Raw genomic sequence first — 24979 nt, 5'->3', positions numbered from 1 at the left:
GCTTGTAGCAGATTGCGCGCCCCTCATTTGCACCCTGATGCCCCCGTGTGTCGGTCGGGCATGCCACCATCGTGCGGGCGGTGACTGGTGATACGAGATCAAGAAGAGACCATGAGGCAGCAGGGCGTGCACCCCGAAGACGCGGAGAGCACCTCCGCCGCCTCGTCACGCCCGGAATCCGACGGCGTCGAGGAGAAGGACACGGACGGCACGACGGCCGACTCCTCCGCGGCGGACGGGACCGACTCCGGCGAGGCCGAGCGATCCGCCGCCGAAGCCGGGGAATCCCCGTCTCCCGAGGCCGGCGAAACCCTCTCTCCCGAGGACCGGGAAACCGCCTCCCCTGAGGAGCGGGGCGCCCCGTCCCCGACCCCCTCCGACGAGAAGCGGCAGGCCGAGCGCGGCACCGGCTGCGTGGAGGAGGTCCACGCGGACGAGGTGGAGGGCGACGAACCGTTGCTCCCCGCGCGCGTGCACCGCCCCTCCGACCTGATGCGGCTCCTGGTCGGCGTCCTCGCGATCGTGGTGCTGCTCGGCATCGCCGCGTTCGCGCACGGCACCACCTCCGGCCTCGAACAGGACATCAACAAGGGCACCGGGCAGGCACCCGATCTGCTCATCAAGATCGCCGGGCTCGCGTCCAGCATCGCGATCCTCCTGGTGCCGGTCGCCTTCGCCATCGAGCGGCTGATCAAACGGGACGGGCTGCGGATCGCCGACGGCGTGCTCGCCGCCGTCCTCGCGCACGGAGTCACACTCGCCACCGACCTCTGGGTCGCCAAGGGCGCCCCCGGCTCCATCCAGGAGGCGCTCACCCAGCCCTCGCCGGGTGACGTCCACGCGCTCACCGACCCGGTGCACGGCTATCTCGCACCGGTCATCGCGTACATGACGGCCGTCGGCATGTCCCGCAGACCGCGCTGGCGCGGGGTCCTGTGGGTCGTGCTGCTCCTCGACGCCTTCTCCATGCTGGTGACCGGCTACACGACCCCGTTCTCGATCATCCTCACGGTGCTGATCGGCTGGACCGTCGCCTACGGAACGCTGTACGCCGTCGGTTCGCCGAACGTACGGCCGACCGGACGGACACTCATGGCGGGCCTCCGGCACGTCGGTTTCCACCCGGTCAGCGCGGCCCGCGAGGAGACGCCGGAGACCGCGGAGAGCGGCGACCGCGGACGGCGCTACTTCGTCACCCTGGAGGACGGCCCGCCCCTGGACGTCACGGTCGTCGACCGCGAACAGCAGGCACAGGGCTTCTTCTACCGCGCCTGGAGACGTCTGACCCTGCGCGGCATCACCACGCGCCGCAGCCTCCAGTCCCTGCGCCAGGCCCTGGAACAGGAGGCACTCCTCGCCTACGCGGCCATCGCGGCCGGGGCCAACGCGCCCAAGCTGATCGCCACCTCCGAGCTCGGCCCCGACGCCGTGATGCTCGTCTACGAGCACACCGGCGCGCACACCCTGGACTCCCTGCCCGACGAGCTGATCACCGACGAGCTGCTGCGCGACACCTGGCACCAGGTGCAGGCGCTTCAGTCCCGGCGCATCGCGCACCGGCGGCTCGCCGGGGACGCCATTCTGGTGGATCGTTCCGGCACCGTGATCCTCACGGATCTGCGCGGGGGCGAGATCGCCGCCGGCGATCTGCTGCTGCGCATGGACGTCGCCCAGCTGGTGACCACCCTCGGACTGCGCGTGGGCGCCGAACGGGCGGTGGCGTCGGCGGTGGGCGTGCTCGGCCCGGACGCCGTCGCCGACTGTCTGCCCATGCTCCAGCCGATCGCTCTCACACGCTCCACGCGCGCGACGCTGCGCCGGCTCGCCCGGGAGCGCGCTCAGCGCGAACGCGAGGCGGTCCTGGAGGTCTCGCGGCAGGCCAAGCTCGCCCGCGCCGCGGAAGCTGTCGAGGAAGGCGGGGAAACGGCCCCGCCCGTGCCGGAGAAGGCCGGGAAGAAGGCCGTACGCGCCGAGCAGCGCGCCGAGAAGCGGGCGATCGACGAGGCCCTGGACGAGGCGCGCGAGGAGGACCTGCTCACCCAGATCCGCCACCAGGTGCTGCTGATCAGACCGCAGGCGCCCGTGGAACCGGCCCGTCTGGAGCGCGTCAAGCCCCGCACCCTGATCAGTTTCATCGCCGGGGCGATCGGCGCGTACTTCCTGCTCACGCAGCTCACCCACATCGAGTTCGGGACCCTCTTCGACAACGCCGAATGGGGCTGGGTCGCGGCGGCCGCGCTGTTCTCCGCCCTGAGCTACTTCGCGGCGGCGATGAGCCTGCTGGGCTTCGTGCCCGAACGGGTGCCGTTCCTGCGGACCGCGGCGGCCCAGGTCGCCGGCTCGTTCGTGAAGATCGTGGCGCCCGCCGCGGTCGGCGGCGTCGCCCTCAACACCCGCTTCCTCCAGCGGGCGGGGGTGCGGCCGGGGCTCGCGGTGGCGAGTGTCGGCGCGTCGCAGCTGTTCGGGCTCGGCTGCCACATCCTGATGCTGCTGTCCTTCGGCTACATGACCGGCACGGAGAAGACACCGTCCCTGTCGCCGTCCCGTACGGTCATCGCGGGTCTGCTGACGGTCGCGGTGTTCATCCTCGTGGTCACGTCGGTGCCGCTGCTGCGCAAGTTCGTCTCCACGCGCGTGAGGTCGCTGTTCGCCGGCGTCGTACCGCGCATGCTGGACGTGCTTCAGCGGCCGCAGAAGCTCGTCACCGGCATCGGCGGCATGCTGCTGCTGACCGCCTGCTTCGTGATGTGCCTGGACGCGTCGATCCGCGCGTTCGGCCACGAGGAGACGACCACGCTCAGCCTCGCGAGCGTCGCGGTCGTCTTCCTCGCCGGCAACGCGCTGGGCTCGGCCGCCCCGACCCCGGGCGGTGTGGGCGCGGTCGAGGCGACCCTCACGGTCGGCCTGATCGCCGTGGGTCTGCCCAAGGAGGTCGCGGCGCCTGCGGTGCTGCTGTACCGGCTGCTGACCCTGTGGATCCCGGTGCTGCCCGGATGGCTGTTCTTCAACCACCTGACCCGCAAGGGCGCGCTCTAGGCCCCCGGCCCGCGCCCACCGGCGCGGGCCCCGGGCGCCTCCTCACCCGCACGGCTCGCGCCCCGAGCGCCCCGCTCCGCCCGCGCGCAGGATGGGGAGCATGCCGAACCCGTCCCGGTCGCACGCCGCCGCCCTGGTCGTCACCGCAGTCCTGCTGGCCTCGTGGGTGTCCGGTTGCAGCGGTGACTCCGGGCACGGGGACCTGACGGCGCAGAAGCTGGACTGGAAGGCGTGCCCCGCGCCGTCCGAGGCCCAGGGCGGCGGCAGCGCCCCCTCGCCTCTGCCGGGGGGCGCGGAGTGGGAGTGCGCCACCATGAAGGCGCCCCTCGACTGGTCCGACCCCAAGGGCGACACCATCGGGATCGCGCTGATCCGGGCGAAGGCGAGCGGCGACCCCGCCAAGCGCATCGGCTCGCTCGTCTTCAACTTCGGCGGGCCCGGCGGCTCGGGCGTCGCGACCCTGCCCGCCTTCGGACAGGACTACGCCGCCCTGCGCACCCGCTACGACCTGGTGAGCTTCGATCCCCGCGGGGTCGGCCGCAGCGCGGGGGTGAAGTGCGAGAACGACCAGCAGCTCGACAGGTTCTTCCAGCAGGACGCCACTCCGGACGACGCCGCCGAACAGCAGGCGCTCCTGCGGAACACCAAGACGTTCAACGCGGCGTGCGACAAGAACTCCGGCAAGGTCCTCCCCCACGTGCGTACCACGGACGCCGCTCGCGACATGGATCTGATGCGGCAGGTGCTCGGCGACGACAAGCTGCACTACTTCGGCATCTCGTACGGCACCGAACTGGGCGGCGTCTACGCCCACTTGTTTCCCAAGAACGTGGGCCGGGCCGTCTTCGACGGGGTCGTCGACCCGACCCAGGACGTGGAACAGAGCTCGCTCGGCCAGGCCAAGGGCTTCCAGCTCGCGCTGGACAACTTCGCGAAGGACTGCACCTCGAAGGCCGAGGACTGCCCCATCGGCGACACCCCGCAGGACGTCAAGGACCGCATCGCCAAGCTGCTGAAGGACCTCGACAGCAAGACGATCCCCGGCGTCTTCCCGCGCCGGCTCACCCAGACCGCCGCCACCAGCGGCATCGCGCAGTCGCTGTACTCCAAGGACTTCTGGGAGTACCTGACGGAGGGGCTTCAGCAGGCGTACGAGGGCGACGGCAGGATTTTGATGCTGCTGTCCGACTCGATGAACGGGCGCAGCGAGAACGGCCAGTACAGCAACATCACTCCGGCCAACATCTCCATCAACTGCGCCGACGAGAAGCCGCGTTACACGGCGGACTTCGTGAAGTCGAAGCTGCCCGGGTTCAAGGCCGCCTCCCCGCTGTTCGGCGACTATCTGGCCTGGGGCATGGTCAGTTGCACCGACTGGGCCGTGCCGGGAGCGGCCGAGCACCCGGACGTGAGCGCCCCCGGCGCCGCGCCGATCCTCGTGGTCGGCAACACCGGCGACCCCGCGACGCCGTACGAGGGCGCCCGGGCGATGGTGAACGCGCTGGGCAAGGGCGTCGGGGTCGAGCTGACGTACAAGGGCCAGGGACACGGCGCCTACGACAGCAAGAACAAGTGCGTGCAGGGTGCGGTGAACGGCTATCTGCTGAACGGCACCGTCCCGAAGGCCGGAACCGTCTGCTCCTAGAAAGCGGCAGGTCAGAGCGTTATCCACAGGCCTCGACGGCGGTCTGCGGCCGACGCCTACTATGGCCTGCATGTGATCCGCGACTTCGGGCGGACCATGGGCGAGGGGGGCACTCATGACACGTTTCGCACGGTGGACGGCCGCGGCCGCGGCCTCGTTGCTGCTGGCCGGCTGCGGAGGCTCACCGGCCGACGGCACGAACGAGGGGAAGAACGGCGACGGAGCACCGGCCAGTGCGCCACCCTCCGGCGGATCGCCGGGTCTGCCCGTCTCCCTGACCGCGCAGAAGCTCGACTGGAGCCGCTGCAAAGGCACTTCGGACTCGCCCGCACCCGGGGACGGCTGGCAGTGCGCCACGCTCAAGGCCCCGCTGGACTACGCGAAGCCGGGCGGCACGACGATCGACCTGGCCCTCATCCGCTCCAAGGCGACGGGCGGCCAGGGCAAGCGCATCGGCTCGCTCCTCTTCAACTTCGGCGGCCCGGGCGGCTCGGGCGTCTCCACGATGCCGTCGTACGCGACTGTCGTCGGACCGCTGCACGAGCGCTACGACCTGGTGAGCTGGGACCCGCGCGGGGTCGCCGCCAGCGAAGGGGTGCGGTGCCGCGGGGACCGCGCGATCCAGGCCGCCGAGTCGGTGGACGCCACCCCGGACGACGCGGCCGAGGAGGCGGCGTACTTCAAGGACTCCGCCGACTTCGGCAAGGGCTGCGCGAAGGCCGCGGGCACACTGCTGTCCCATGTCTCGACGACGGACACGGCCCGCGACATGGACCTGATGCGCCAGGTCCTCGGCGACCGCCGCACGCATTACTTCGGCATCTCGTACGGCACCGAACTGGGCGGGATGTACGCCCACTTGTTCCCGAGGAACGTGGGACGCCTGGTGCTGGACGCGGTCGTCGACCCCAGCGCCGACACCGTGGGCCACGCCAAGAACCAGACGCTGGGCTTCCAGCGCGCCCTGAACGACTACCTCAAGTCCACCGGCCAGAACCCGAAGCAGGGCTCTCTGAAAATCGCGGACCTGCTGAAGCGGATCGACGCCAAGCCGTTGCCCGCCACCGGCGGCCGTGAACTCAGCCAGACGCTGGCGCTCACCGGCATCGTGCTGCCGCTCTACAGCAAGGAGAGCTGGCCGCGCCTGACCGAGGCGCTGAAGGACGCCGAGGCGGGGGACGGTTCGGCCCTGCTGACGCTGGCCGACGCCTACAACGACCGGGACGTCTCGGGGCACTACGGCACGACGACCCATTCCCAACGGGTCATATCGTGCTTGGACGACAAGGAGCGGCCGACTCCCGCGGAGACGAAGAAGCGGCTGCCCGAGTTCGAGCGGATCTCGCCCGTGTTCGGCGACTTCATGGGCTGGGACACGGCGGGCTGGTGCCACGACTGGCCGGTGGCGGGCCAGTTCGACCATCCCGAGGTGAGCGCGCCGGGAGCCGGGCCCGTGCTGGTCGTCGGCAACACCGGGGACCCGGCGACCCCCTACGAGGGCGCGCGCAGGATGGCGGACGGGCTCGGCAAGGGCGTGGGCGTGGAGCTCACCTGGAAGGGCGAGGGCCATGGCGCCTACGGGAGCGGGAACGACTGTGTCGACTCGACCGTGAACAGCTACCTGCTGGACGGGACGGTGCCGAAGGACGGCAAGGTCTGCTCATGACGGCGGCGGGGGTTTCGCGGACACCCGGTCCGCGAAACCCCCGCCGTCGAAAGAACGGGGCGGTCTGCCGGTCAGTACACCGGCTTCTCGGGCTCGATCTGGTTGACCCAGCCGATCACACCGCCGCCGACGTGCACCGCGTCGGAGAAACCGGCGGACTTCAGGACCGCGAGGACCTCCGCACTGCGGACACCCGTCTTGCAGTGCAGGACGATCTTCTTGTCCTGCGGCAGGGTCTCCAGGGCGGTGCCCATGAGGAACTCGTTCTTGGGGATCAGCTTCGCGCCGGGGATCGAGACGATCTCGTACTCGTTGACCTCGCGGACATCGATGATCTCGATGTTCTCGCCGTCGTCGATCCACTCCTTGAGCTGCTTGGGAGTGATCGTCGAACCGGCGGCCGCCTCCTGCGCCTCCTCGGACACGACACCGCAGAAGGCCTCGTAGTCGATGAGCTCGGTGACGGTGGGGTTCTCACCGCAGACCGCGCAGTTCGGGTCCTTGCGGACCTTGACCTGGCGGTACTGCATCTCCAGGGCGTCGTAGATCATCAGGCGGCCGAGGAGCGGCTCACCGATGCCGGCGAGGAGCTTGATCGCCTCGTTGACCTGGATGGAGCCGATGGACGCGCACAGCACGCCGAGGACGCCGCCCTCGGCGCACGAGGGGACCATGCCCGGCGGCGGGGGCTCCGGGTAGAGGCAGCGGTAGCAGGGACCGTGCTCGGACCAGAAGACGGAGGCCTGGCCGTCGAAGCGGTAGATCGAGCCCCACACGTACGGCTTGTTGAGCAGCACACAGGCGTCGTTGACCAGGTAACGGGTCGCGAAGTTGTCGGTGCCGTCGACGATCAGGTCGTACTGGCTGAAGATCTCCATCACGTTCTCGGCCTCGAGCCGCACTTCGTGAAGGACCACGTTCACGTACGGGTTGATGCCCAGCACGGAATCGCGCGCGGACTCGGCCTTGGAACGGCCGATGTCCGCCTGGCTGTGGATGATCTGGCGCTGGAGGTTCGACTCGTCGACCTCGTCGAACTCCACGATGCCGAGCGTGCCGACGCCCGCCGCGGCCAGGTACATCAGCGCCGGCGATCCGAGGCCGCCGGCGCCCACACAGAGCACCTTGGCGTTCTTCAGCCGCTTCTGCCCGTCCATGCCCACATCGGGGATGATCAGGTGGCGGGAGTACCTGCGGACCTCGTCTACGGTGAGCTCAGAGGCTGGCTCTACCAGGGGTGGCAGCGACACGGGGACTCCGTTGGTCGGTCTATCACTACGGTTGTTCTCTCCGTAACACTGCCACGCCCATCTTCATTCCGAGACACCCGTTCCGATCCGCGAGACGATCTCGTCCCAGTAGCCGGGCATCGTCTCCCAGGGGTCGACCGTCCCGCCGTGGTCGGAGCGGTCGGTGAAGTAGATCGTCGAGGCGCCCTGCCAGCGAGCGATGCGCAGCGCCTCGTCCAGATGGCCGCGCGGCACGCCGTGCACGAAGTGGCAGAAGCGCTCGGGGGGATAGTCGGCGGTCCACTCGGCGACCTGCGACCAGCGGTATTCGGTCCAGGGCCCCGAGAACGTCACCAGCTGGTCGGCGCACTCGGCGTATCCCGGGTGCGGGTGGGTGCCGTGGCCGAACACGATGTGGGCGCCGTCCCGCAGCGCGCGCAGCTCGTCGACCGTCCGGCGGACGTCGGGAAGGGCGGCGCGTTCGGTGGGGCAGCGGCCGAGGACGAAGCCGTCGGCCTGGTACCAGTCGAGGTGGCGGCGCGCGTCGGCGATCATCTCGCCGAAGGGCCGCACCCCGTGACCGGCGTCGATGAGTCCCAGCACCCTGACCCCGGCGTTGCGCAGCCGTCCCGTGGCCTCCAGACAGCGCGGGTCGGGCCGCTCGCCGGGACCGTTGTCCACGTTCAGTACGACCCAGTGCAAGGGGGTGCCGGGGCGGGTGAGTTCGTCCCATTCCGTCGGGGCGACGAGAGGGTGGGCATGGCCGGGGACGCCGAAGCCGAGTCCGAGGTCGGTGCTCGCGCTGCCGGTCGCGGTCCTGGTCAGATACGACACGCCGCCTCCATCCAGATGTCGGCGAGGGACTCCTCGAGATTGATCCGGGGCCGCCAGCCGAGCCGGTCGCGTGCGGTGCGCACATCGGCCTGCTGCCAGCTGCCGCAGCCGTCGGGGTAGGGGTAGGCGACCGGGGCCGCGTGGTCGGGTTCGGGGCGGGGGTGGCCGATGGCCGGCCGCATGGAGGGGCCGGGCGGACCGTCAAGTTCGTGCAGGCTGCCGCTGTAGCCGGCCACCCGGGCGAGGACGGCGGCGGCGTCGCGGAGGCGTACGGCACGGCCCGAGCCGATGTTGATCACGCCCTGCGCGGCGGACAGCGAGGCGGCGTGGACGGCGCGGGCCACGTCGCGGACGTCGATGAAGTCGCGCTGGACACCGAGGCCGCCGAGCTTGAGTTCACCGTCGTTGGCCTGCATCGCGCGGCGCAGGGCTTCGGCGAGCCGGCCGAGCGGGGATCCGGCGGGCGTGCCGGGTCCGGCCGGGGAGAAGACGCGGAGCACGACCGCGTCCAGGCCGGAGCCGAGGACGAGTTCGGTCGCGGCGAGCTTGCTCACTCCGTACGGACCGCCCGGTCGTGGCACGGCGTCCTCCGCGGTGGAGGAGCCGGGCTGGCTGGGCCCGTACTCGGCGCCGCAGCCGATCTGGACGAGCCGGGCGCCGCAGCCGCTGCGGCGCAGGGCCTCGCAGACGGTGGCGACGGCGACGGTGTTGTGCCGGGTCAGTTCGCGGGCGCCGCCGCGGGTGGCGCCGGCGCAGTTGATGACGACTCCGGGGTGCACCGCGTCCAGGAAGCGGGTGAGCGCTCCGGGGCTGCCCGAGGCGAGGTCGAACCGGACGTCGGCGTCGTCGCCCCGGCCGAGCGCGGTGAGCTGCACGGCCGGGTCGGCGAGGAGTCTGTCGGCGACGAACCGGCCGAGGTAGCCGTTGGCTCCGATCAGCAGGACCCTCATCGGGCGGCTCCCGGGGCGGATTCTCCGGTTCGGGAGGTGATCATCTGGCTGTCTCCTTCGAGGTGATGCCGTAGGTCGGGAAGAGGGCCCGCGGTGTCGGCCCCGCGGGAGATGAGGGGCCCGGATCCGGGCAGCAGGCCGGACTCCGGGGAGGGCTCACGGCGGTGGGGACGTCGTGGGCCGGTTCCGGACGCCCTCGGGCCACCCGGCCGAGCGGACCACCGGGTGGGCCACCGGGTGGGCCACTGGGCGGACCACCGGGTGGGCTCGGTCCGCGAGGTCCCGGCGTGCGGGTTCGGCTCGGGGCGTGGGGCGGTCGTGGGTCATGGGGCCTCGCAGGGCGGGGCGTGGGCCGAGGCGCGGGTGAGCGTGCGGGCCGCCTGGACGAGGAGGACCAGGGCGGCCGCCCCGCAGGCCAGGGCGGGCACGGCCCCGGGGCCCGCCGCCGAGGTCAGCCGGTCGACGGGGGCGGCCAGGAACGAGCAGCCGGGCAGCCGCGCGGCGAAGACCGTGGCGAGGGCGACGGCCTCCGCCGCGCCCGCGCCGGCGAGCGCGCGGCCCGGGACGTGGGGGAAGCCGTGAGCGGCGAGGAGCCGTGCGAGGAGGAGGAGTACGCCGAGCGCACCTGCTCCGGCGTAGGCGGGCGGTTCGTCCAGTGCCGCCCCGCACAGCGCGAGCAGACCCCACAGCGCGGCCGCGAACAGGCCGAACGCGCCGAGGAGCAGGGGGCGTACGGCGGTGGCGAACTCCTCCAGGCCACGGCTCGCGGTCAGCCTGCGGCGGGCGCGGGCGGCGAGGAGGTGGGCGCACCAGGCGGCCGGGGCGCAGGCCAGGCAGAGGGCCAGCACGGATGCGGTGGCCAGGGGCCAGGGGCCGTGCGGGCCGCCGTCCCGGGCGGCACCCAGCAGTCCGTCGCCGACGAGGGCGTACGCGAGGAGCCAGCAGGTCCACGCGCGTGCGGCTCCCGTCGTTCGGCGCCGGGTGCTCAGGGGGCCTCGCCGGAAGGCGTAGTGCAAGGCGGGTGCCATGGCCAGGGCGCCGAACGCGGCGACGGCCGGCCGCGGTTGCCCGTCGGTGAGCCGCAGACCGGCGACGACGGCCGCGCCGAGGACGCCCGGGGTCAGCGCGAGCGCCGCCCAGTAGGGGCGCGGGCCGGGGCGGTCCGGGGTCCCGGTGCGGGGCTCTTCCTCTCCGTCGCGTGCCGCGCGGGCGTACATCTCCTCGGCGAGGGAGAAGACGTCCCGGTGCCGCAGGCGCGCGGCGGTCCGGTCGGTGACCCCGTGGGCCTCAAGGCCCGCCGCGATCTCCAGCGGGTCCACGGCCCGTGCGCAGAGCTCGCGGTGACGGTGCACGAGCGCCTTCACCGGGTCCACGCCACCGCGTCGCCCGGCGGACCGGTCCGGCTCCTCGCGGTGGCCGGCCCTGTCCGGAGCGCCCGGTTCCGCGCTGTCGATCGTCATGTGCCCTCCCCCACGGCGACGGGTACCGGCGGGGGCACGGTGGCCCGTACCGGCGCCCCCTCCGCCCAGCGCGGCCTGCGCTCGGTCGTGAAGCGGGTCCCGGTCCAGCGGCCTGGCACCCGGGCCTCGGCGGGGGTGCCGAAGGGGCGCGGCTCCCCCGCCTCGTCCACGACGACCCGGCGCACCGGGGAGTGCGAGACGATCTCCAGGTAAATGCTGTGAAATGCCGTGATGTTCTGCTCGACGGTGAAAAGTTCGAGGGCGCGGGCGCGGGCGGCGGCGCCGAGCCGCTCACGGCGTTCGGGGTCGCGCAGCAGCGTCACGCACGCCTCGGCGAGCGCCCGCGGATTGCGCGGCGGGACCACGAGACCCGTCCCGCCGATGACCTCGACGACGGCGCCCACGTCCGTGGAGACGGTGGCCCGGCCGCAGAGCATGGCCTCGACCAGGCTGACCGGGAAGCCCTCCACGACGCTGGACAGGACGACGAGGGCGCCGCAGGCGTAGGCCTCCGCGAGGCTCGGCAGCTCCGGGCCGCCGATCTCCTCGAAGGAGACCGGGTTGTCGCCGACGGCGTGGGCGCCGTCGGCCTCGTCGGGGAAGAGCTGCGCGGCCAGCGCCTTGCAGTGCGCCAGATAGGTGGCCGCCTCGGGGGCCTCGGCGGCGGCGCCGACGATCCGCAGCCGGGTCCGGGGCTCGGCCCTGCGGATCTCGGCGAAGGAGTGCAGCAGGGAGATCAGGTCCTTGGCCGGTTCCACGCGGCCGACCCACACCAGGGTGTCGGGGTCCGCGCACGGGCTGCCCGGCACCGCCTCCCCGACGTCCGCGAAGCGCGCGGCCTCCATGCCGGGATGGACCGTGCGCAGTTTGGCGCGGTCGGCTCCGCAGCGCTCCTGCCAGCGGCGGGCGTGCGTGTTGCCGGGAGTCACGAGGGTGGCGGCGCGGTAGACCTCGGTGGCGAGCCGGCCGTGGAAGGCGGCGAGCAGGGCGCGCACGGCCGGGGCCTCTTCGAGGGTCGCGGGGGCGAGGTAGTGCGCCCGCAGATGCACACCGTACTCGGTGACCAGCAGCGGGACGCCGAGCAGGTGCCGGGCGAGGAGGCCGGGCAGTGCCGCCGCCCCGCCGGCCGCCGCGTGGCAGAGGTCCGCGGAGCCGAGCGCGTCGTCCTCGTACCAGTCGAGCGAGAGGGGGCGCAGGGCGCGCTCGATGTGCGCGGCGACGGCGAGCAGGTCGCGGACCCGCGCGGTGCCCGCGCTGCGGAGCGCGCCGGGTGCGCGGCAGGCGCGTTCGAGGATGCGCACCGCGTCCTCGGAGCGCAGGGCGCCCGCCGGTCCGCCTTCGTCCCGGGCGAGTTCGGCCAGCGCGTACAGGGCGCTGGCGAAACGGTCCGCCTCGGCGCCGGCGGAATCCGCCGGCTCCCCCGTTGCTTCGGGGACCCCCGGCCCCCCGCACACCGCCGCCGCGAGTTCCCCGTACGCCTCGGCGAACCGGCGCCTGGCCCGGCGGCCGTACACCGCCCCGTCCTCGTACGGCGTCCACAGCGGTGCCGTACGGACCCGGGCGACCTGGGGCGGCAGCCCGACCCAGCCCCGGTCCTCCTGGTGCTCGGTGCGGCTGAGCGCGTAGATGTCGAACTCGTGCTGCCCGAGCCCGCGCACGAGCCGGTCGCACCAGAGTCCGGCATCACCGCTCACATACGGATAGCCACCCTCCGTAAGCAGTCCGATGCGCACGAGCACACCCCCGATCTCCCGCATGGGGAGCCGCCGTTGACCCGGCGGCTCGCAGCGGGACGAAGGTATGCGGACAAGGCGGTGGTACGACGGACGGTTGTCCGTCGCACCACCAGAAGGGGTGAACGGTCGTAACTTTCCCGCGCAGGCCGCGTTTCGCCACGCTACGAGATCACGCGGACACGTTTCCGTGAGCGCGGCTCCCGGATCAGACCGGGGCCGGCTCCCTCCGTTCCGCGCGGCGCCGTGCCGCGACCTCCGGGTCGAGCGCCGGTACGGCGGCCAGGAGTTGCCTGGTGTACGGGTCGCGGGGGTGTTCGTAGACCTCGTCGGCGGGGCCGTACTCGACGAGCCGGCCGCGCCGCATCACCGCCACGTGATCGCTGACCTGGCGTACGACGGCGAGGTCGTGCGCCACGAACACGAGCGCGAGCCCGAGTTCCCGCTGGAGCTCGCCGAGCAGGGCGACCACCTGGGCCTGCGTGGTGACGTCGAGCGCGGAGACCGGCTCGTCGCACACGATCACCCGCGGCTCGGCGGCCAGCGCCCGCGCGATGCCGACGCGCTGGCGCTGTCCGCCGCTGAACTCGTGCGGGTAGCGGTCGTAGTGCGCCCCGTCGAGTCCGACGCGCTCCAGCAGTTCCCGTACGCGCCCCCGGATGCGCCCCTCGTCCTTCTCCCCGCGCGCCCGCAGCGGGTCGGCGATGGACTCGCCCACGCTCCGCCGGGGGTTGAGGGAGGACACCGGGTCCTGGAAGACCATCTGCACCGAGGGGCGGACACCGGACTGTTCGCGCCCCTCGTGGCGGACCGCGCCGGCCGTGGGCTCCAACAGGCCGACCAGCATCCTTCCCAGGGTCGTCTTGCCGCTGCCGCTCTCGCCGACGACGCCGAGGGTCTGGCCCCGGCGGACGGTCAGCGACACGTCGTCGACGGCCGCGAACCGGCGCTTGCCGCGCCCGAACTCCCTTCGGAGTCCGGCCGCTTCGAGGACGACGTCGTCGGTGCGGACGTCCTCGCCCGGACCGTTGCCGGCCTCCGGCCCGGACGGCCGGGCCGTCCGGGGGGTGTCGACGCGGGGGACGGCGCCGAGGAGTTCGCGGGTGTACGGCTCCCGGGGCGCGCCGAGGACGGCACCGACCGGACCGTGCTCGACGGCCCGTCCGTGCCGCATCACCAGGATCTCGTCGACGCTCTCGGCCGCGACGCCGACGTCATGGGTGACCAGCAGCAGACCCGTCCCGGTCTCCTGCCGCAGGGTGTGCAGGAGGTCGAGGATCTGCGCCTGGACGGTCACGTCGAGGGCCGTGGTGGGCTCGTCGGCGATCAGCAGCTCGGGTTCGCAGACCAGGGCCATGGCGATGAGGGCGCGCTGGCGCATGCCGCCGCTGAACTCGTGCGGACGCGAGCGGGACCGACGGGCCGCGTCCGGGATGCCGACGCGGTCGAGGACGTGCACCGCACGCGCGCGTGCCGCCCGCCGGGAGGCCCGGGTGTGCACCCGGTAGACCTCGGCGATCTGGTCGCCGACCGCGTAGTACGGGTCGAGGGAGGACAGCGGGTCCTGGAAGACCATGGCCGCCTTCCGGCCGCGCAGCCCGCGCAGGTCGTCGTCGGACGCTCGCCGGACGTCGACGCCCGCCACGCGGACCGTGCCGTCGACCCGCGCGCCGGTGCCCCGGTGCAGCGCCAGCAGGGCCGAGGCCACGGTGGACTTGCCCGAACCGGACTCGCCGACCAGGCCGAGCGCCGCGCCCTTCTCCAGCCGGAAGGAGAGCCCGTCGACGGCGCGCAGGTCCCCGAAGTCGACGACGAGATCGCTGACTTCGACCAGAGGGGAGGCCGCGGACGCCGGGGAGGCGGGATTCGCGGAGGAGTCGCTCATGCCAGTACCACCCGTCGGTCGGCCACCGCGTAGAGCACGTCCGCGACGGCGTTGGCGATGACCACGAAGAAGCCGATGACCAGGACCATGCCGACGACCACGGGAAGGTCGACGACGTTCACCGCGTGCACCAGTTCCTGGCCGATGCCGGGCAGCCCGAAGAGGGTCTCGGTGAGCACCGCGCCGCCCACCGCCGAGCCGAAGGTGTTGGCGTTCAGCGCGATGATCGAGGCGAGCGCCCCCCGGACGGCGTGCCGCCCGATGATCGACCGCTCGCCCACGCCGTACGCGCGGAAGGTCCGGATGTGGTCCTCGGCCAGCGTCTCCAGCATCGAGGCCCTGGTCAGCCGGGCGAACGCGGCGGCCTCGACGAGGGCGAGCGACAGCCAGGGGAGCACCAGGTTCCAGGCCCACTGTTCGGGGTCGTCGGTGAGGTTCACGTACTGCGGGAAGGGCAGCAGTTCCAGCTGGCCGCAGACGACGATCATCAGGATCAGGCCGATGACGAAGACGGGGGTCGCGGTGCCCGCGAGGGTGAGCCCGGTCAGCACCCGCTCGCTGAGCCGGCCGCGCCGCCAGGCGGAGAGCACGCCGGTGCCGACACCGAGCACGAGCCAGACGACCATCGCGCCGAACACCAGCGACAGGCTGACCGGCAGCTTCGCCAGGATCAGCCGGGTCACCTGCTGGTCGGTCTGGTACGACAGCCCGAGGCAGGGCGCCGGGCAGTGCTGGACGGAGGTGCCCGTCGAGTAGTCCTGGCCCGCGAGGAGTCCCTGGAGGAAGTGCCAGTAGCGCATGTACAGGGGGTCCCCGAGGTGCAACTGCTGGGCGACCTGGTGCACCTGGGCGGGCGAGCAGCGCGGGCCGCAGGTGATCTGGGCGACGTTGCCCGGGGTGGCGTAGAAGACGACGTAGACGATCACCGAGATGGCCAGGAGGGTGATCACCGTGCCGAGGGTCCTGCGCAGGACGAACCCGCCGAAGCCGCTCATGCCGTGGCCTCCTTCGTTCCCTCGGCGGACGCGCCCTGGCGGGGCAGGTCCGGTCCCGACGCGTCCCGGCGGTGCAGGCCGGTCCCGTCGGCGGGGCCGCCGGTGTCCGCGTCGGCCCTGGCCTCTCCCCTGCGGCCCGTGCCGACGCGCAGCCGGGAGGCCGCGCGCGGGTCGAGGGCGGTGCGCACGCCGTCGCCGAGGACGGTCAGGGCGAGGACGGTGACGAACAGCGCGCCCGCGGGCAGCAGCAGGTACTGCGGTGCCGCCTGGTACCAGACGTCGGCGGCGGTCAGCATCTGTCCCCAGGACGGCGTCGGCGGCTTCACGCCCACGCCGAGGAAGGACAGGGCCGCCTCGACGCCGATGTTCGCCGGCACGAGGAGGGCGGAGTAGGTGATGAGCGGGGCGGCGAGGCCGGGCAGGAGATCGCGGCGGGCGATCCGCCAGGTGCCCCAGCCGCTGAGCCGCGCGGCGGCGACGTAGTCGAGCTGCTTGAGCGTGAGGGTCTGCGCGCGCACGATCTTCGCGAGGGTGCCCCAGGCGATCAGCCCGATGACGAGGGCGACGAGGACGGGCCGCGGGAAGCTGCCGGGCACGATCGCCAGCAGCGCAAGCGACATGATCATCAGCGGCAGCGCGACGATGATCTCGGTGATCCGGCTCAGCACCTGGTCGACCCATCGGTTCCCGAGCGCCGCCGAGACGCCCACGACGACGGCGATCAGGACCTGCACCAGGGTCGCGGCGAGCGCGACGCCGAGGGAGACCCGGGCGCCGTAGACGAGACGGGCGAACAGGTCGCGGCCGGTCTGGGGTTCGACGCCGAGCCAGTGGTCGGCGCCGATGCCGCCGAGCGCGCCGACGGGGACGCCGCCGCGCGCGGAGTCCACCAGCGAGGGGTGGTAGGTGGTGGGGTCCTGGCCCTCGATCGCCGTGAGCAGCGGTGCGGCGAGCGCGATCAGGACGAGCAGCGCGACGACGGCCGCCGCGACGAGGGCGGCGCGCTGCGCACGCAGCCGCCGCCAGAACTGACGGGCCCCCGAGGCCCCCGCGGCGGACGGATCCGCCGCGGGGGCCTGGGAGGCGACAAGTGCCTCGCTCACGGCGCTACTTCACCGCGACCTGGGAGATGTCCAGAACGCCGGTCCAGTCGCTGATCACGATGTTCTTGACGTCCTTGCCGTACAGACGCTTGTAGACGGGGTGGAACAGCGGGACGGTCAGCGCCTGCTCACCGATCTTCTTGTCCAGCGCGCCCCAGCGCTCGGCGGCCGCGCCGAGGTCGGTCAGCTTGTTGATCGCGTCGATCTCGTCGTTGACCGACTTGTCGTTCAGGAAGCCGGTGTTGAAGTTGGCTCCGTCCTTGACGATCTGCCGGCCGTCGAAGATCGGGGCCAGGAAGGGACCGCCGGAGGGCCAGTCGGCGCCCCAGTGCGCGAGGAAGAAGCCCGGCTCGGTCTTGGCGCCGTGGATCTTGTCGCTGTAGTCGTTCTCCTCCAGGCCCTGGAGCTTGACGGTGATGCCGGCCTTCTTGAGCGCGTCCTGGATCGCGGTCGCGATCTCGGGGCTGGTCTCGAAGTCCTTGCTGTTGGAATGCGTGAGCGTGATGCTCAGGCCGTTCTTGTAGCCGGCCTCGGCCAGAACCGCCTTGGCCTTGGCCGCGTCGCCGGACGCGCCCGCCGGGAAGTGGTCGTAGGGCGTGTAGCCGAAGGACTTCTGGTTCGGCAGGTAGGTCGTGGCGGGCTCGGCGAGCGAGGAGCCGCCCGCGGCGTTGACCACCGAGCTGCGGTCGACGGCGTACGAGATCGCCTGGCGGACCTTCGGGTTGTCGAACGGCTTCACCTTCGGGTTGAAGGCGATGTAGTCGGTGTAGCCGAAGTGCCCGGTGCCGACGCGGGAGGCCAGCTCCTTGTCGCCGGTCACCTTGGCGAGCTCGGCCGGGCCGAGGTTGGTGTCCGTGGTGACGGCGGCGGCGTCGGTTCCCTGGGAGGAGGACAGTCGCTGGTTGATCACGGAGGAGTCCAGGCCGGACCGCACGTCGATCCTGTCCGGGTACGCCTTGCGCTCGGCGTCGGTCGAAGCCGACCAGTACGTGTTGCGCTCCAGGGTGAGGCGCTCGCCGTCGTTCTCGTTCTTGACGACCTTGTACGGGCCCGAGGAGACCGGGTGCTCCTCGTACTTGGTGCCGGTGTCCTTGGCCTTGGGGACGGGCGTGAACTGCGTCTGCGTGGCCAGGTAGGGGAACTCGCCCTCGGGCTTGTTCAGGTGGAAGACGATGGTCAGCGCGTCCGGCGTCTCGATCGAGTCGAGGCCCTTCTTGTCCTTGTAGGGACCCTGGTAGCCGGCGCCGCCGATCAGCCAGTCCCTCAAGTAGGGCGCGCCGCCGGAGAGTTCGGCGGCGAAGGAACGCTCGATGCCGTACTTGATGTCGGCGGAGGTGATCGGCGTGCCGTCCTCGTACTTGAGGCCCTTCTTCAGGGTGTACGTCCACACGGTCGCGTTCTCGCTCGGGCGCCCGGTGTCGGTGGCCAGGTCGGGCACGACCTCGGCGCCGGCCGCCCCGTTCTCGCGGTTGCGGGTGGTGAGCGTGCGGAAGACGAGCGAGGGCACGTTGCCGCCGCCGGAGGTGTAGAGCCGCGCGGGGTCGAAGTCCTGCTGCGCGTTGGCGTTCAGGACGGTGAGGGTGCCGCCCTTGTGGGGCTGGGAGTCGCCACCGGAGCTCTTGGCATCGCTGTCCTTCGGCCCGCAGGCGGCGGCGCCCGCTGCCAGGACCAGGCTGACGGATGCCGCGGCCACGCGGCGCGCTGTGACGGACGATTGACGCATCGGAAGACGACCTCTCGGATGACTCGAATACTGAGACGGAATGACACGGAGTGAGACGGAAGAGCGCGGAGCTCGCCCACGGCGTCAGACGTCGGTGTTCGACCGGACCGAAAGGGGCACGGGCGCGCCGGACCGCGGAGGTCCGGGGGCGCACGGGAACAAGACGGGAAGGAAAGCGACGCACTCGCCGGGGGCGGGCGTCAGCAACAGTGGATGTCGGCCACGCAGAGCGCGGTCACGCCGATGAGCGCCAGCTCGATGGCGGCGCGAACGGAGGCGTGACGGGAGGACATGCGGAAAATATGAACGATCTTTTTCCGCATGTCAAAGCGATGTGAGCGCTTTCCGTCAACTCTTCGGATAAGGCCAGGAGTTGGGCAGGCAGTGGATTCCGTCGTGGTCGAGGAACTTGGTCTGCTGCTGCATGACCGGGGCGAGGTCCCCGTCCTTCTGGCAGGAGACGTGCCCGTATCCGAGCCGGTGGCCGACCTCGTGGTTGATGAGCATCTGGCGGTAGGCGTGGATCTTGTCGCCGAAGCCGTAGGTCTTGGATCCCTGGGCCCAGCGGTACGCGTTGATCATGACGCGCTCGGTGGACGCCGAGTCGCACGACACGTTGTCCTCGGTGGTGTCGAGCCCCGACTTGGCGCACCACTCGGCGGTGGTGCCGGGACTCGCCAGCGTGATGACGAAGTCCGGTTTGCCGGAATCGACGCGCTCGAAGGTGCGGGCGCCGTCGTGGGCCCAGCTCCTCGCGTCGTTCAGGGTCTCCTGCACGGCGTCGGCGAAGAGCGCGCCGTCGAGACCTAGGCCCTGCTCGATGTCGACGCGGTAGGTGTACTTGTGTCCCTTGCCGGGGGCCTTGGCGGTTCCCGGCACCACCTCGAACTTCCCCGACCCCTTGAGCTTGGCCCCGAGCGGGTACGTCCTGGCCATCTGCTGGTCGTACGTCAGGGGCGCGGAGGCCACCTGCGGCTGCCCCGACTGGGTCGGCCTGCCGTCCCCGCGCGAGGCGGAGTCCTGGGCCGCCCGGCCACCGGCGTCGGCGGACTGCGTCCGCGCGTCGGCGTCATGGCCGCCCGTGGCCATCTGTCCGGCGACGACGACGGCGAGCACCGTGGTGACGGCGGCGGCCGCGATGCCGGTGAACGCCCAGCCCTTGCGGCCCTTGCCCTCGTCCTCGCCCTGGTCGCCGGTCTCCCGGAGCGGTCGCTCACCGGCGTCGGTGGCGGGGGCGTTCCAGTCGGCGGAGTCGAGGCCGACGGCACCGGAGCGCGCTGTCCGCGCCGCGCCGCCGCGGGTTCCGGGCCGGGTGCCGTTCTCCTGCTCGTCGAGGTCGAAGGCGTCGACGTACGCCTGCCGGGGGCCCGGCACGGCCTGGGCGCGCTGCCGCGGCACCCGAGGTCCGGCTGGCGCGCCCTGCGGAGCCGCGCCGGTCCCGGACTCCCCCCAGCCGCCGCCCTGTTCACGCTGTTCGGGATGCCCGCCCCGCACCTGGGACACCCCGCGGGCGGGGGTCCCGTCGGCCAGACGAGGAGTTCCGTGCGCCGGGGTCCCGTCGGGAAGACGGGGGGTTCCGTGCGCCGGGGTCCCGTCCGGAAAACGGGGGGTTCCGTGCGCCGGGGTCCCTTCGAAAGAACGCGGCACCCCACGTGCCGGGGTGCCGTCCTGGAAGCGCGGGACGCCGTGCGCCGGCGTCCCGTCCGCGAGGCGTGGCACCCCGCGCGCGGGAGTGCCGTCGGCCACCCGCGGAAAACCGTGCGCGGGCGTGCCGTCGGGCAGCCGCGGACCGTTCTGAACCGGGGCGCCACCCTGCATACGTGGCCCGCCCTGGACCGGGGCGCCACCCTGCACGCGCGGAAACCCGTGCGCCGGAGTCCCGTCGGGAAGGCGCGGACCGCCCTGGACCGGGGGGCCGCCTTGTGTACGTGGCCCGCCCTGCGCCGGGCCGCCACCCTGCACCCGAGGAAAACCGTGAGCCGGCGTTCCGTCGGGAAGGCGGGGACCGCCCTGGACCGGGGCGCCGCCCTGCACGCGCGGGAAACCGTGCGCCGGAGTCCCGTCCGGGAGGCGTGGTGCGGCTTGTTGGGGGTACCCGCCCACCGGCGGGTAGGGGCCCGGGGAGCCGGGCGGCCGGGTCGCCGCGCGACGGGCGCCGTCCGGGCCCGGCGCCTGAGCCGACGCGCCTTCCTCCGCCGCAACCGTCCGCGTCCGCGCGGTGTCCGTCTTGTCGGCCCGCCCCCGACGACTGTGTCGTCCCACTTCCCGCCTCAGCTCTCCGCGCCGACTGCCACCGAAGAGGTCGACTCTTCCAGGTCCGCAAGGAGTTCACGGAAGGCGGTGGCGACCGTGTCCGGATACTCCATCATCGCGACGTGCCCCGCGTCCGGCAGGCACAGCAGCCGGGAGCCGCGGAAGGCACGGGCCGCGCGCTGCGCCATACGGTAGCCGACAAGTTGGTCGCGGCCTCCGTAGACCAGGAGCGTGGGGGCGAGCACCCGTTCGGCCTGACGCCACAGTCCGTGCTGCCCGCCGAGCGTGTAGGCGTTCACGACCCCGCGCGCGGAGCGTGCCATGGCGTCCCAGAAGTAGGGCAGCGCGAGCCTCCGCTCCATCTCCTCGACCGCGTCACGGAACCCCTCGGGGGTCACGATGCCAGGATCGCCGTAACAGAGGGCCAGAACCCCGCGTACGCGCTGCTCAGCGCTCCATTCCTTGGTCAGTCTCGTGAACAGCCCGGCCACTCCGGGAAGGGCGAGCAGCGCCGTCGGCCAGGCGGTGCGCTGGGCGCGGATCTCGGGCAGCGCCGGGGACACCAGCGTCAGCGTCCGCACCAGATCCGGGCGCACGGCCGCGACCCGCGTCGCGACGGCTCCGCCGAGTGAATTGCCGAAAAGATGTACCGGACCGCGTCCGGACGCGTCGAGGTGGCGGATGACCGCGCGCGCGTGGCCGGTGACCGAGTAGTCGCCGTCGTCCGGCGGCGGTGAGTCGCCGAAGCCCGGCAGGTCGAGGGCCTCGCTGTCCACGAGCCCGTCGAGCCGGGACATCAGCGCCGTCCAGTTCTGCGAGGAACCGCCCAGACCGTGCACGTACAGCGCGGGGGGAAGTCCGTCCCTGGCCGGCGGCCTCGACCGGATCGTCAGGGTGATGCCGGGGAGCCCCACCGATCTCAGCCGCTCCCCTTCCGCGACCCTGACGGCGCCGACCCTCGGCGTGAGGCTGACGGCCGGCGCGGACGGGAGTTCGGTCGAAGACATGCCGCAATGTTACGAGACGATCACGCCGGGGCTCATGTGTTCGCCGTCACAGATCGCGGACGGATCGCATAGCGTCCGGATCGCGTGTCTCCTAGGCTTCGAACGAGGGCACTCGTACGCACATCAGGAGCGCACTCGTACCGTTCGGGAAGAGGAACCATGACAGTCGACCCGACAGACCCCGCAACGTTCGACGACCAGTTCCGGGAGATTCCCGACGCGGAGACCCCCGAGGCCGACGCCGTCGAGCAGTCCGCGGAGCTCGACCCCGCGGACGACGTCGACCCGGAACCGCCGGGCGACCGCCTCAACGCCGACGAGGGGGATCTGGCCGAGCAGGCCCGGGTCGTCCGGCTGAACGAGGACGACTACAGGTGACCCGGCCGCAGGTGCCCCGGCGGCGCTGATCAGGGCCGCCGTCCCGGCCGGATGCCCCGCTCGTCCCCTTCGGCACCCTGTGCGCCGTCCCGGTCGGGGTCAGGTCCGTGAAATTCTGCGCTCGCACCGCACACAGCGGGGTTACCGAAAAGTACGATGGCGGCGCGGCGCACACCGCACGTGGACAATTTTGGGAGGCGGCGTGACAGCCATCGAGCAGACAGAGGCAGCACGCCCGCGGGGCACTCGCCTGCCGCGCCGTGCCCGACGCAACCAGCTCCTCGGCGCCGCCCAGGAAGTTTTCGTTGCGCAGGGATACCACTCGGCCGCCATGGACGACATCGCCGAGCGCGCGGGCGTCAGCAAGCCGGTTCTCTACCAGCACTTCCCGGGCAAGCTCGATCTGTACCTCGCCCTGCTCGACCAGCACTGCGAGTCCCTGCTCCTGGCGGTGCGGGCGGCGCTCGCGTCGACCTCGGACAACAAGCTGCGCGTCCGCGCCACGATGGACGCCTACTTCGCGTACGTCGAGGACGACGGCGGCGCGTTCCGGCTGGTCTTCGAGTCGGACCTGACCAACGAACCGGCGGTGCGCGAGCGCGTCGACAAGGTGACGCACGAGTGCGCCGAGGCGATCTGCGACGTCATCGCGGAGGACACGGGTCTCTCGCGCGCGGAGTCGATGCTCCTCGCCTCGGGGCTCGGCGGCCTGGCGCAGGTCGTGGCCCGTTCCTGGCTGCACAGCGACCGCAGCGTCCCGCGCGACCAGGCGGTCCAGCTGCTGACCTCGCTCGCCTGGCGGGGCATCGCGGGTTTCCCGCTGCACGGCACCGACCACCACTGATCCGCCGGATCGTCCGGTCACCGGATCACCGGCACGGCGGAAGCGGCCGGGGGCGCGCCCCCGGCCGCTTCTTTGTTCCCGTCGGCTGTTCGCTCCTGGCGTTCCCGGGCGGAGCGTGCGGGTCCCCTCGCCGGGCTAATGTGTGCTGCGTACGGCGCGTACGAACGCGCACATGACTGACCGTCGGAGGGACAAAGCCGTGGAGGTCAAGATCGGCGTGCAGCACGCGCCCCGCGAGATCGTTCTGGAGAGCGGTCAGACCCCGGAAGAGGTCGAGCGCGCGGTGTCCGAGGCGCTGGCCGGCAAGTCGCAGCTGCTGAGCCTCGTGGACGACCACGGCCGCAAGGTCCTGGTTCCGGCCGACCGGCTCGCGTACGTGGAGCTCGGCGAGCCCACGCAGCGCAAGGTGGGCTTCAGCGCTCTGTAGGACTGCCGAGCGGCGAAGCAGTGCGGGAGGGGCCCGGTGACACGTCACCGGGCCCCTCCCGTCGTCCGTGCCCGCGTGTCTCCCCGCGGGGCCGTGATCGCGACCGCCCGTACGTGCTCGCGCGGGTCCGTGCCCGTGCCGTGTTCGCGCGGTCACGTGGCGTTCGGGGTGGCCGTCCGGTACGCCCGGCACCTGCGCGGACGCAGATGGAGCACATGCCTGGCGCGGAGGAGGGTTGCGTTCCGAACGTCAGGGGTAGGACCGGCTACGACCGATTTGCACCGGCCGTGCGGGAGGGACCCCATCATGTTCTTGGAAGCGCTCGGCTCCGCGCTGCTCGGTCTCGCCCTGGCCTGGGCGGCCTCGTACCGCCTGCCCCACCGGTTGCCGTCACGCAGCCTGGTGATGTCCACCGGCGCCGCGGGAGCCCTGTTCGGTGCCTTCCTGACCCACACGGCCCTGGGCTCCGGCCACTTCCTGGCCATCCTTCTCGGCGCCGTGGCCGTCTCGGCCGCCCTGCTGTCGCTGCTGCTGCGCCCCGAGGAGCGCTTTCGACGCCGCTCGGCGACCGCGTAAGCCACCGCGAAGGCCTCGCTTCCGCGACCGCGAACCGCGCCCGTAGACGGCGCGGCGATCAGGTCCGGGACAGCGAGGCCTTCGGTGTTCCGGCCGGGGACGAGCCCCGGCGCTCGGGCCGGGGACGAGCCGCCGGCCAGCCGCGTTTCCGGACGGGGACGAGCCCCGGCGCTCCGGTCGGGGACGAGCCCGGCCACCCGCGCTTCCGGACGGGGGCGAGGCCCCGGTGCTCCGGGACCGTGCCCTAGGCCGCGAGGCCCAGCGCCGCCATCCGCTTGGTGTGCGCCTCGGTGATGCGGGAGAACATCCGGCCGACCTCGGCGAGGTCGAATCCGTCCGCGACACCGCCCACGAGCATCGTCGACAGGGCGTCGCGGTCGGCGACCACGCGCTGCGACTGCGACAGGGCCTCGCCCATCAGCCGGCGCGCCCACAGCGCGAGCCGGCCGCCCACGCGCGGGTCGGCGTCGATCGCCGCGCGCACCTTCTCGATGGCGAAACCGGCGTGACCGGTGTCGTCGAGGACGCCGAGGACGAGCTCGCGGGTGTCCGAGTCGAGGCGGGCCGCGACCTCGCGGTAGAAGTCGCTGGCGATCGAGTCGCCGACGTACGCCTTGACGAGCCCCTCCAGCCAGTCCGAGGGAGCCGTCTGCCGGTGGAAGCCGTCGAGCGCGGCGACGAAGGGGTCCATCGCCTCCGTCGGCTCGGCGCCGACCGCCGCGAGCCGGTCCCGCAGCTGCTCGAAGTGGTGGAACTCGGCGGACGCCATCTTCGCCAGCTCGGCCTTGTCACTGAGCGTGGGCGCCAGCTTGGCGTCCTCCGCGAGCCGCTCGAACGCCGCGAGCTCGCCGTACGCGAGCGCTCCGAGCAGGTCCACGACCGCGGCGCGGTAGTGGGGCTCGGCCGAGGCCGTGTCCCAGTTCTGCGCGGCGACTCCGGTGGCCGCGGGGGCGGTGTCGGCGGTGTCCTCGGCGGGCTTCTCAGCGGCGTTGTCAGGCGTCGTCATGAAGCGCACAATAGCCCGCTCACAGCACGAGGGAAGTCCCTGGTCAACCAGTGTGACGACGACTACGTGACCAAATCGGCCATCGCATGTGCGCGATTCCGGGGTATGGTGGTAATGCGCCCGGCGAGTAATTCGACGGGCCGCACGAATGAGGATGCCCGGTCGGTGGCCCGATCGGCTCCGACCCGACAGCCCTCCTCGCAGGTACGGCACATTGCGTACGGCATCC

Annotated in this window: 20 protein-coding genes; 7 read left to right on the top strand and 13 right to left on the bottom strand. The window is 72.3% G+C overall.

Annotated elements, in window-relative coordinates:
- Positions 1–111 precede the first annotated feature (111 nt).
- From WJM95_RS21460 to WJM95_RS21450, 3 genes are all read left to right on the top strand, one after another.
- Complete coding sequence (locus WJM95_RS21460) at positions 112–3036, top strand: lysylphosphatidylglycerol synthase domain-containing protein (RefSeq protein ID WP_339131333.1); 2925 nt, start codon at positions 112–114, stop codon at positions 3034–3036.
- 100 nt (positions 3037–3136) lie between these two features.
- On the top strand, positions 3137–4681 hold the full coding sequence (locus tag WJM95_RS21455; protein WP_339131331.1) for an alpha/beta hydrolase: 1545 nt from the start codon (positions 3137–3139) through the stop codon (positions 4679–4681).
- Between the two features lie 115 nt (positions 4682–4796).
- Positions 4797–6347 carry an alpha/beta hydrolase gene (locus WJM95_RS21450; protein ID WP_339131330.1) on the top strand — a complete coding sequence of 517 codons (1551 nt, stop codon included), beginning with the start codon at positions 4797–4799 and terminating at the stop codon, positions 6345–6347.
- Positions 6348–6418: 71 nt separating this feature from the next.
- Here WJM95_RS21450 and moeZ read toward each other — a convergent pair whose 3' ends face one another.
- From moeZ to WJM95_RS21390, 12 genes are all read right to left on the bottom strand, one after another.
- Positions 6419–7597 (bottom strand): adenylyltransferase/sulfurtransferase MoeZ, encoded by a 1179-nt coding sequence (moeZ, locus tag WJM95_RS21445; RefSeq protein ID WP_339131329.1) that lies wholly within the window; start codon positions 7595–7597, stop codon positions 6419–6421.
- 63 nt (positions 7598–7660) lie between these two features.
- Entirely contained in the window at positions 7661–8410 is a 750-nt protein-coding gene (locus tag WJM95_RS21440; RefSeq protein ID WP_339131328.1) for a spherulation-specific family 4 protein, read from the bottom strand.
- On the bottom strand, positions 8398–9360 hold the full coding sequence (locus WJM95_RS21435; RefSeq protein WP_339131327.1) for an NAD-dependent epimerase/dehydratase: 963 nt from the start codon (positions 9358–9360) through the stop codon (positions 8398–8400). Before WJM95_RS21435 ends, WJM95_RS21440 begins: the two co-directional genes overlap by 13 nt.
- A 323-nt stretch (positions 9361–9683) precedes the next feature.
- Positions 9684–10820 (bottom strand): hypothetical protein, encoded by a 1137-nt coding sequence (locus tag WJM95_RS21430; RefSeq protein WP_339131326.1) that lies wholly within the window; start codon positions 10818–10820, stop codon positions 9684–9686.
- Complete coding sequence (locus WJM95_RS21425) at positions 10817–12553, bottom strand: DUF3492 domain-containing protein (protein ID WP_339135746.1); 1737 nt, start codon at positions 12551–12553, stop codon at positions 10817–10819. Before WJM95_RS21425 ends, WJM95_RS21430 begins: the two co-directional genes overlap by 4 nt.
- Before the next feature lie 208 nt (positions 12554–12761).
- On the bottom strand, positions 12762–14438 hold the full coding sequence (locus WJM95_RS21420; protein WP_339131325.1) for an ABC transporter ATP-binding protein: 1677 nt from the start codon (positions 14436–14438) through the stop codon (positions 12762–12764).
- Entirely contained in the window at positions 14435–15433 is a 999-nt protein-coding gene (locus WJM95_RS21415; RefSeq protein ID WP_339131324.1) for an ABC transporter permease, read from the bottom strand. Before WJM95_RS21415 ends, WJM95_RS21420 begins: the two co-directional genes overlap by 4 nt.
- A complete protein-coding gene (locus WJM95_RS21410; RefSeq protein WP_339131323.1) occupies positions 15430–16536 on the bottom strand; it encodes an ABC transporter permease in 1107 nt (368 codons plus the stop codon). The genes WJM95_RS21415 and WJM95_RS21410 overlap by 4 nt, the downstream gene beginning before the upstream one ends.
- 4 nt (positions 16537–16540) lie before the next feature.
- Positions 16541–18259 carry an ABC transporter substrate-binding protein gene (locus WJM95_RS21405; RefSeq protein ID WP_339131322.1) on the bottom strand — a complete coding sequence of 573 codons (1719 nt, stop codon included), beginning with the start codon at positions 18257–18259 and terminating at the stop codon, positions 16541–16543.
- Between the two features lie 200 nt (positions 18260–18459).
- Positions 18460–18552, bottom strand: coding sequence for an Ms4533A family Cys-rich leader peptide (locus tag WJM95_RS21400; protein WP_318658278.1), 93 nt, complete (start codon positions 18550–18552; stop codon positions 18460–18462).
- A 55-nt stretch (positions 18553–18607) separates the two neighbouring features.
- The gene (locus tag WJM95_RS21395; protein WP_339131318.1) at positions 18608–20077 is read right to left on the bottom strand and encodes a DUF3152 domain-containing protein; all 1470 of its coding nucleotides are present in this window, start codon (positions 20075–20077) and stop codon (positions 18608–18610) included.
- 452 nt (positions 20078–20529) lie between these two features.
- Complete coding sequence (locus tag WJM95_RS21390) at positions 20530–21519, bottom strand: alpha/beta hydrolase (protein WP_339131317.1); 990 nt, start codon at positions 21517–21519, stop codon at positions 20530–20532.
- A gap of 159 nt (positions 21520–21678) precedes the next feature.
- On the opposite strand from WJM95_RS21390, the gene WJM95_RS21385 reads away from it, so the two are divergent.
- From WJM95_RS21385 to WJM95_RS21370, 4 genes are all read left to right on the top strand, one after another.
- Positions 21679–21897: a hypothetical protein gene (locus tag WJM95_RS21385; protein ID WP_339131316.1), complete on the top strand. Its 219-nt coding sequence runs from the start codon at positions 21679–21681 to the stop codon at positions 21895–21897.
- A 202-nt stretch (positions 21898–22099) separates the two neighbouring features.
- Entirely contained in the window at positions 22100–22741 is a 642-nt protein-coding gene (locus tag WJM95_RS21380; protein WP_339131315.1) for a TetR/AcrR family transcriptional regulator, read from the top strand.
- 199 nt (positions 22742–22940) lie between these two features.
- Positions 22941–23168 carry a DUF3107 domain-containing protein gene (locus tag WJM95_RS21375; protein WP_028801993.1) on the top strand — a complete coding sequence of 76 codons (228 nt, stop codon included), beginning with the start codon at positions 22941–22943 and terminating at the stop codon, positions 23166–23168.
- A gap of 306 nt (positions 23169–23474) precedes the next feature.
- The gene (locus tag WJM95_RS21370; protein ID WP_339131313.1) at positions 23475–23744 is read left to right on the top strand and encodes a hypothetical protein; all 270 of its coding nucleotides are present in this window, start codon (positions 23475–23477) and stop codon (positions 23742–23744) included.
- Between the two features lie 244 nt (positions 23745–23988).
- Here the strand turns inward: WJM95_RS21370 and WJM95_RS21365 are convergent, their stop codons facing one another.
- Entirely contained in the window at positions 23989–24759 is a 771-nt protein-coding gene (locus WJM95_RS21365) for a ferritin-like fold-containing protein (protein ID WP_339131312.1), read from the bottom strand.
- Between the last annotated feature and the right edge of the window lie 220 nt (positions 24760–24979).

It is taken from the genome of Streptomyces sp. f51, assembly GCF_037940415.1.
Classification (GTDB): Bacteria; Actinomycetota; Actinomycetes; order Streptomycetales; family Streptomycetaceae; genus Streptomyces.
The sequence above is the reverse complement of the archived record's forward strand: the minus strand, read 5'-3'. Positions and strand labels throughout refer to the sequence as shown.

Coding starts and splice junctions, on each gene's coding strand:
- WJM95_RS21460 (WP_339131333.1), top strand. CDS start 112: ATGAGGCAGCAGGGCGTGCACCCCGAAGACGCGGAGAGCACCTCCGCC.
- WJM95_RS21455 (WP_339131331.1), top strand. CDS start 3,137: ATGCCGAACCCGTCCCGGTCGCACGCCGCCGCCCTGGTCGTCACCGCA.
- WJM95_RS21450 (WP_339131330.1), top strand. CDS start 4,797: ATGACACGTTTCGCACGGTGGACGGCCGCGGCCGCGGCCTCGTTGCTG.
- WJM95_RS21435 (WP_339131327.1), bottom strand. CDS start 9,360: ATGAGGGTCCTGCTGATCGGAGCCAACGGCTACCTCGGCCGGTTCGTC.
- WJM95_RS21430 (WP_339131326.1), bottom strand. CDS start 10,820: ATGACGATCGACAGCGCGGAACCGGGCGCTCCGGACAGGGCCGGCCAC.
- WJM95_RS21420 (WP_339131325.1), bottom strand. CDS start 14,438: ATGAGCGACTCCTCCGCGAATCCCGCCTCCCCGGCGTCCGCGGCCTCC.
- WJM95_RS21415 (WP_339131324.1), bottom strand. CDS start 15,433: ATGAGCGGCTTCGGCGGGTTCGTCCTGCGCAGGACCCTCGGCACGGTG.
- WJM95_RS21405 (WP_339131322.1), bottom strand. CDS start 18,259: ATGCGTCAATCGTCCGTCACAGCGCGCCGCGTGGCCGCGGCATCCGTC.
- WJM95_RS21400 (WP_318658278.1), bottom strand. CDS start 18,552: ATGTCCTCCCGTCACGCCTCCGTTCGCGCCGCCATCGAGCTGGCGCTC.
- WJM95_RS21395 (WP_339131318.1), bottom strand. CDS start 20,077: ATGCAGGGTGGCGCCCCGGTTCAGAACGGTCCGCGGCTGCCCGACGGC.
- WJM95_RS21390 (WP_339131317.1), bottom strand. CDS start 21,519: ATGTCTTCGACCGAACTCCCGTCCGCGCCGGCCGTCAGCCTCACGCCG.
- WJM95_RS21385 (WP_339131316.1), top strand. CDS start 21,679: ATGACAGTCGACCCGACAGACCCCGCAACGTTCGACGACCAGTTCCGG.
- WJM95_RS21370 (WP_339131313.1), top strand. CDS start 23,475: ATGTTCTTGGAAGCGCTCGGCTCCGCGCTGCTCGGTCTCGCCCTGGCC.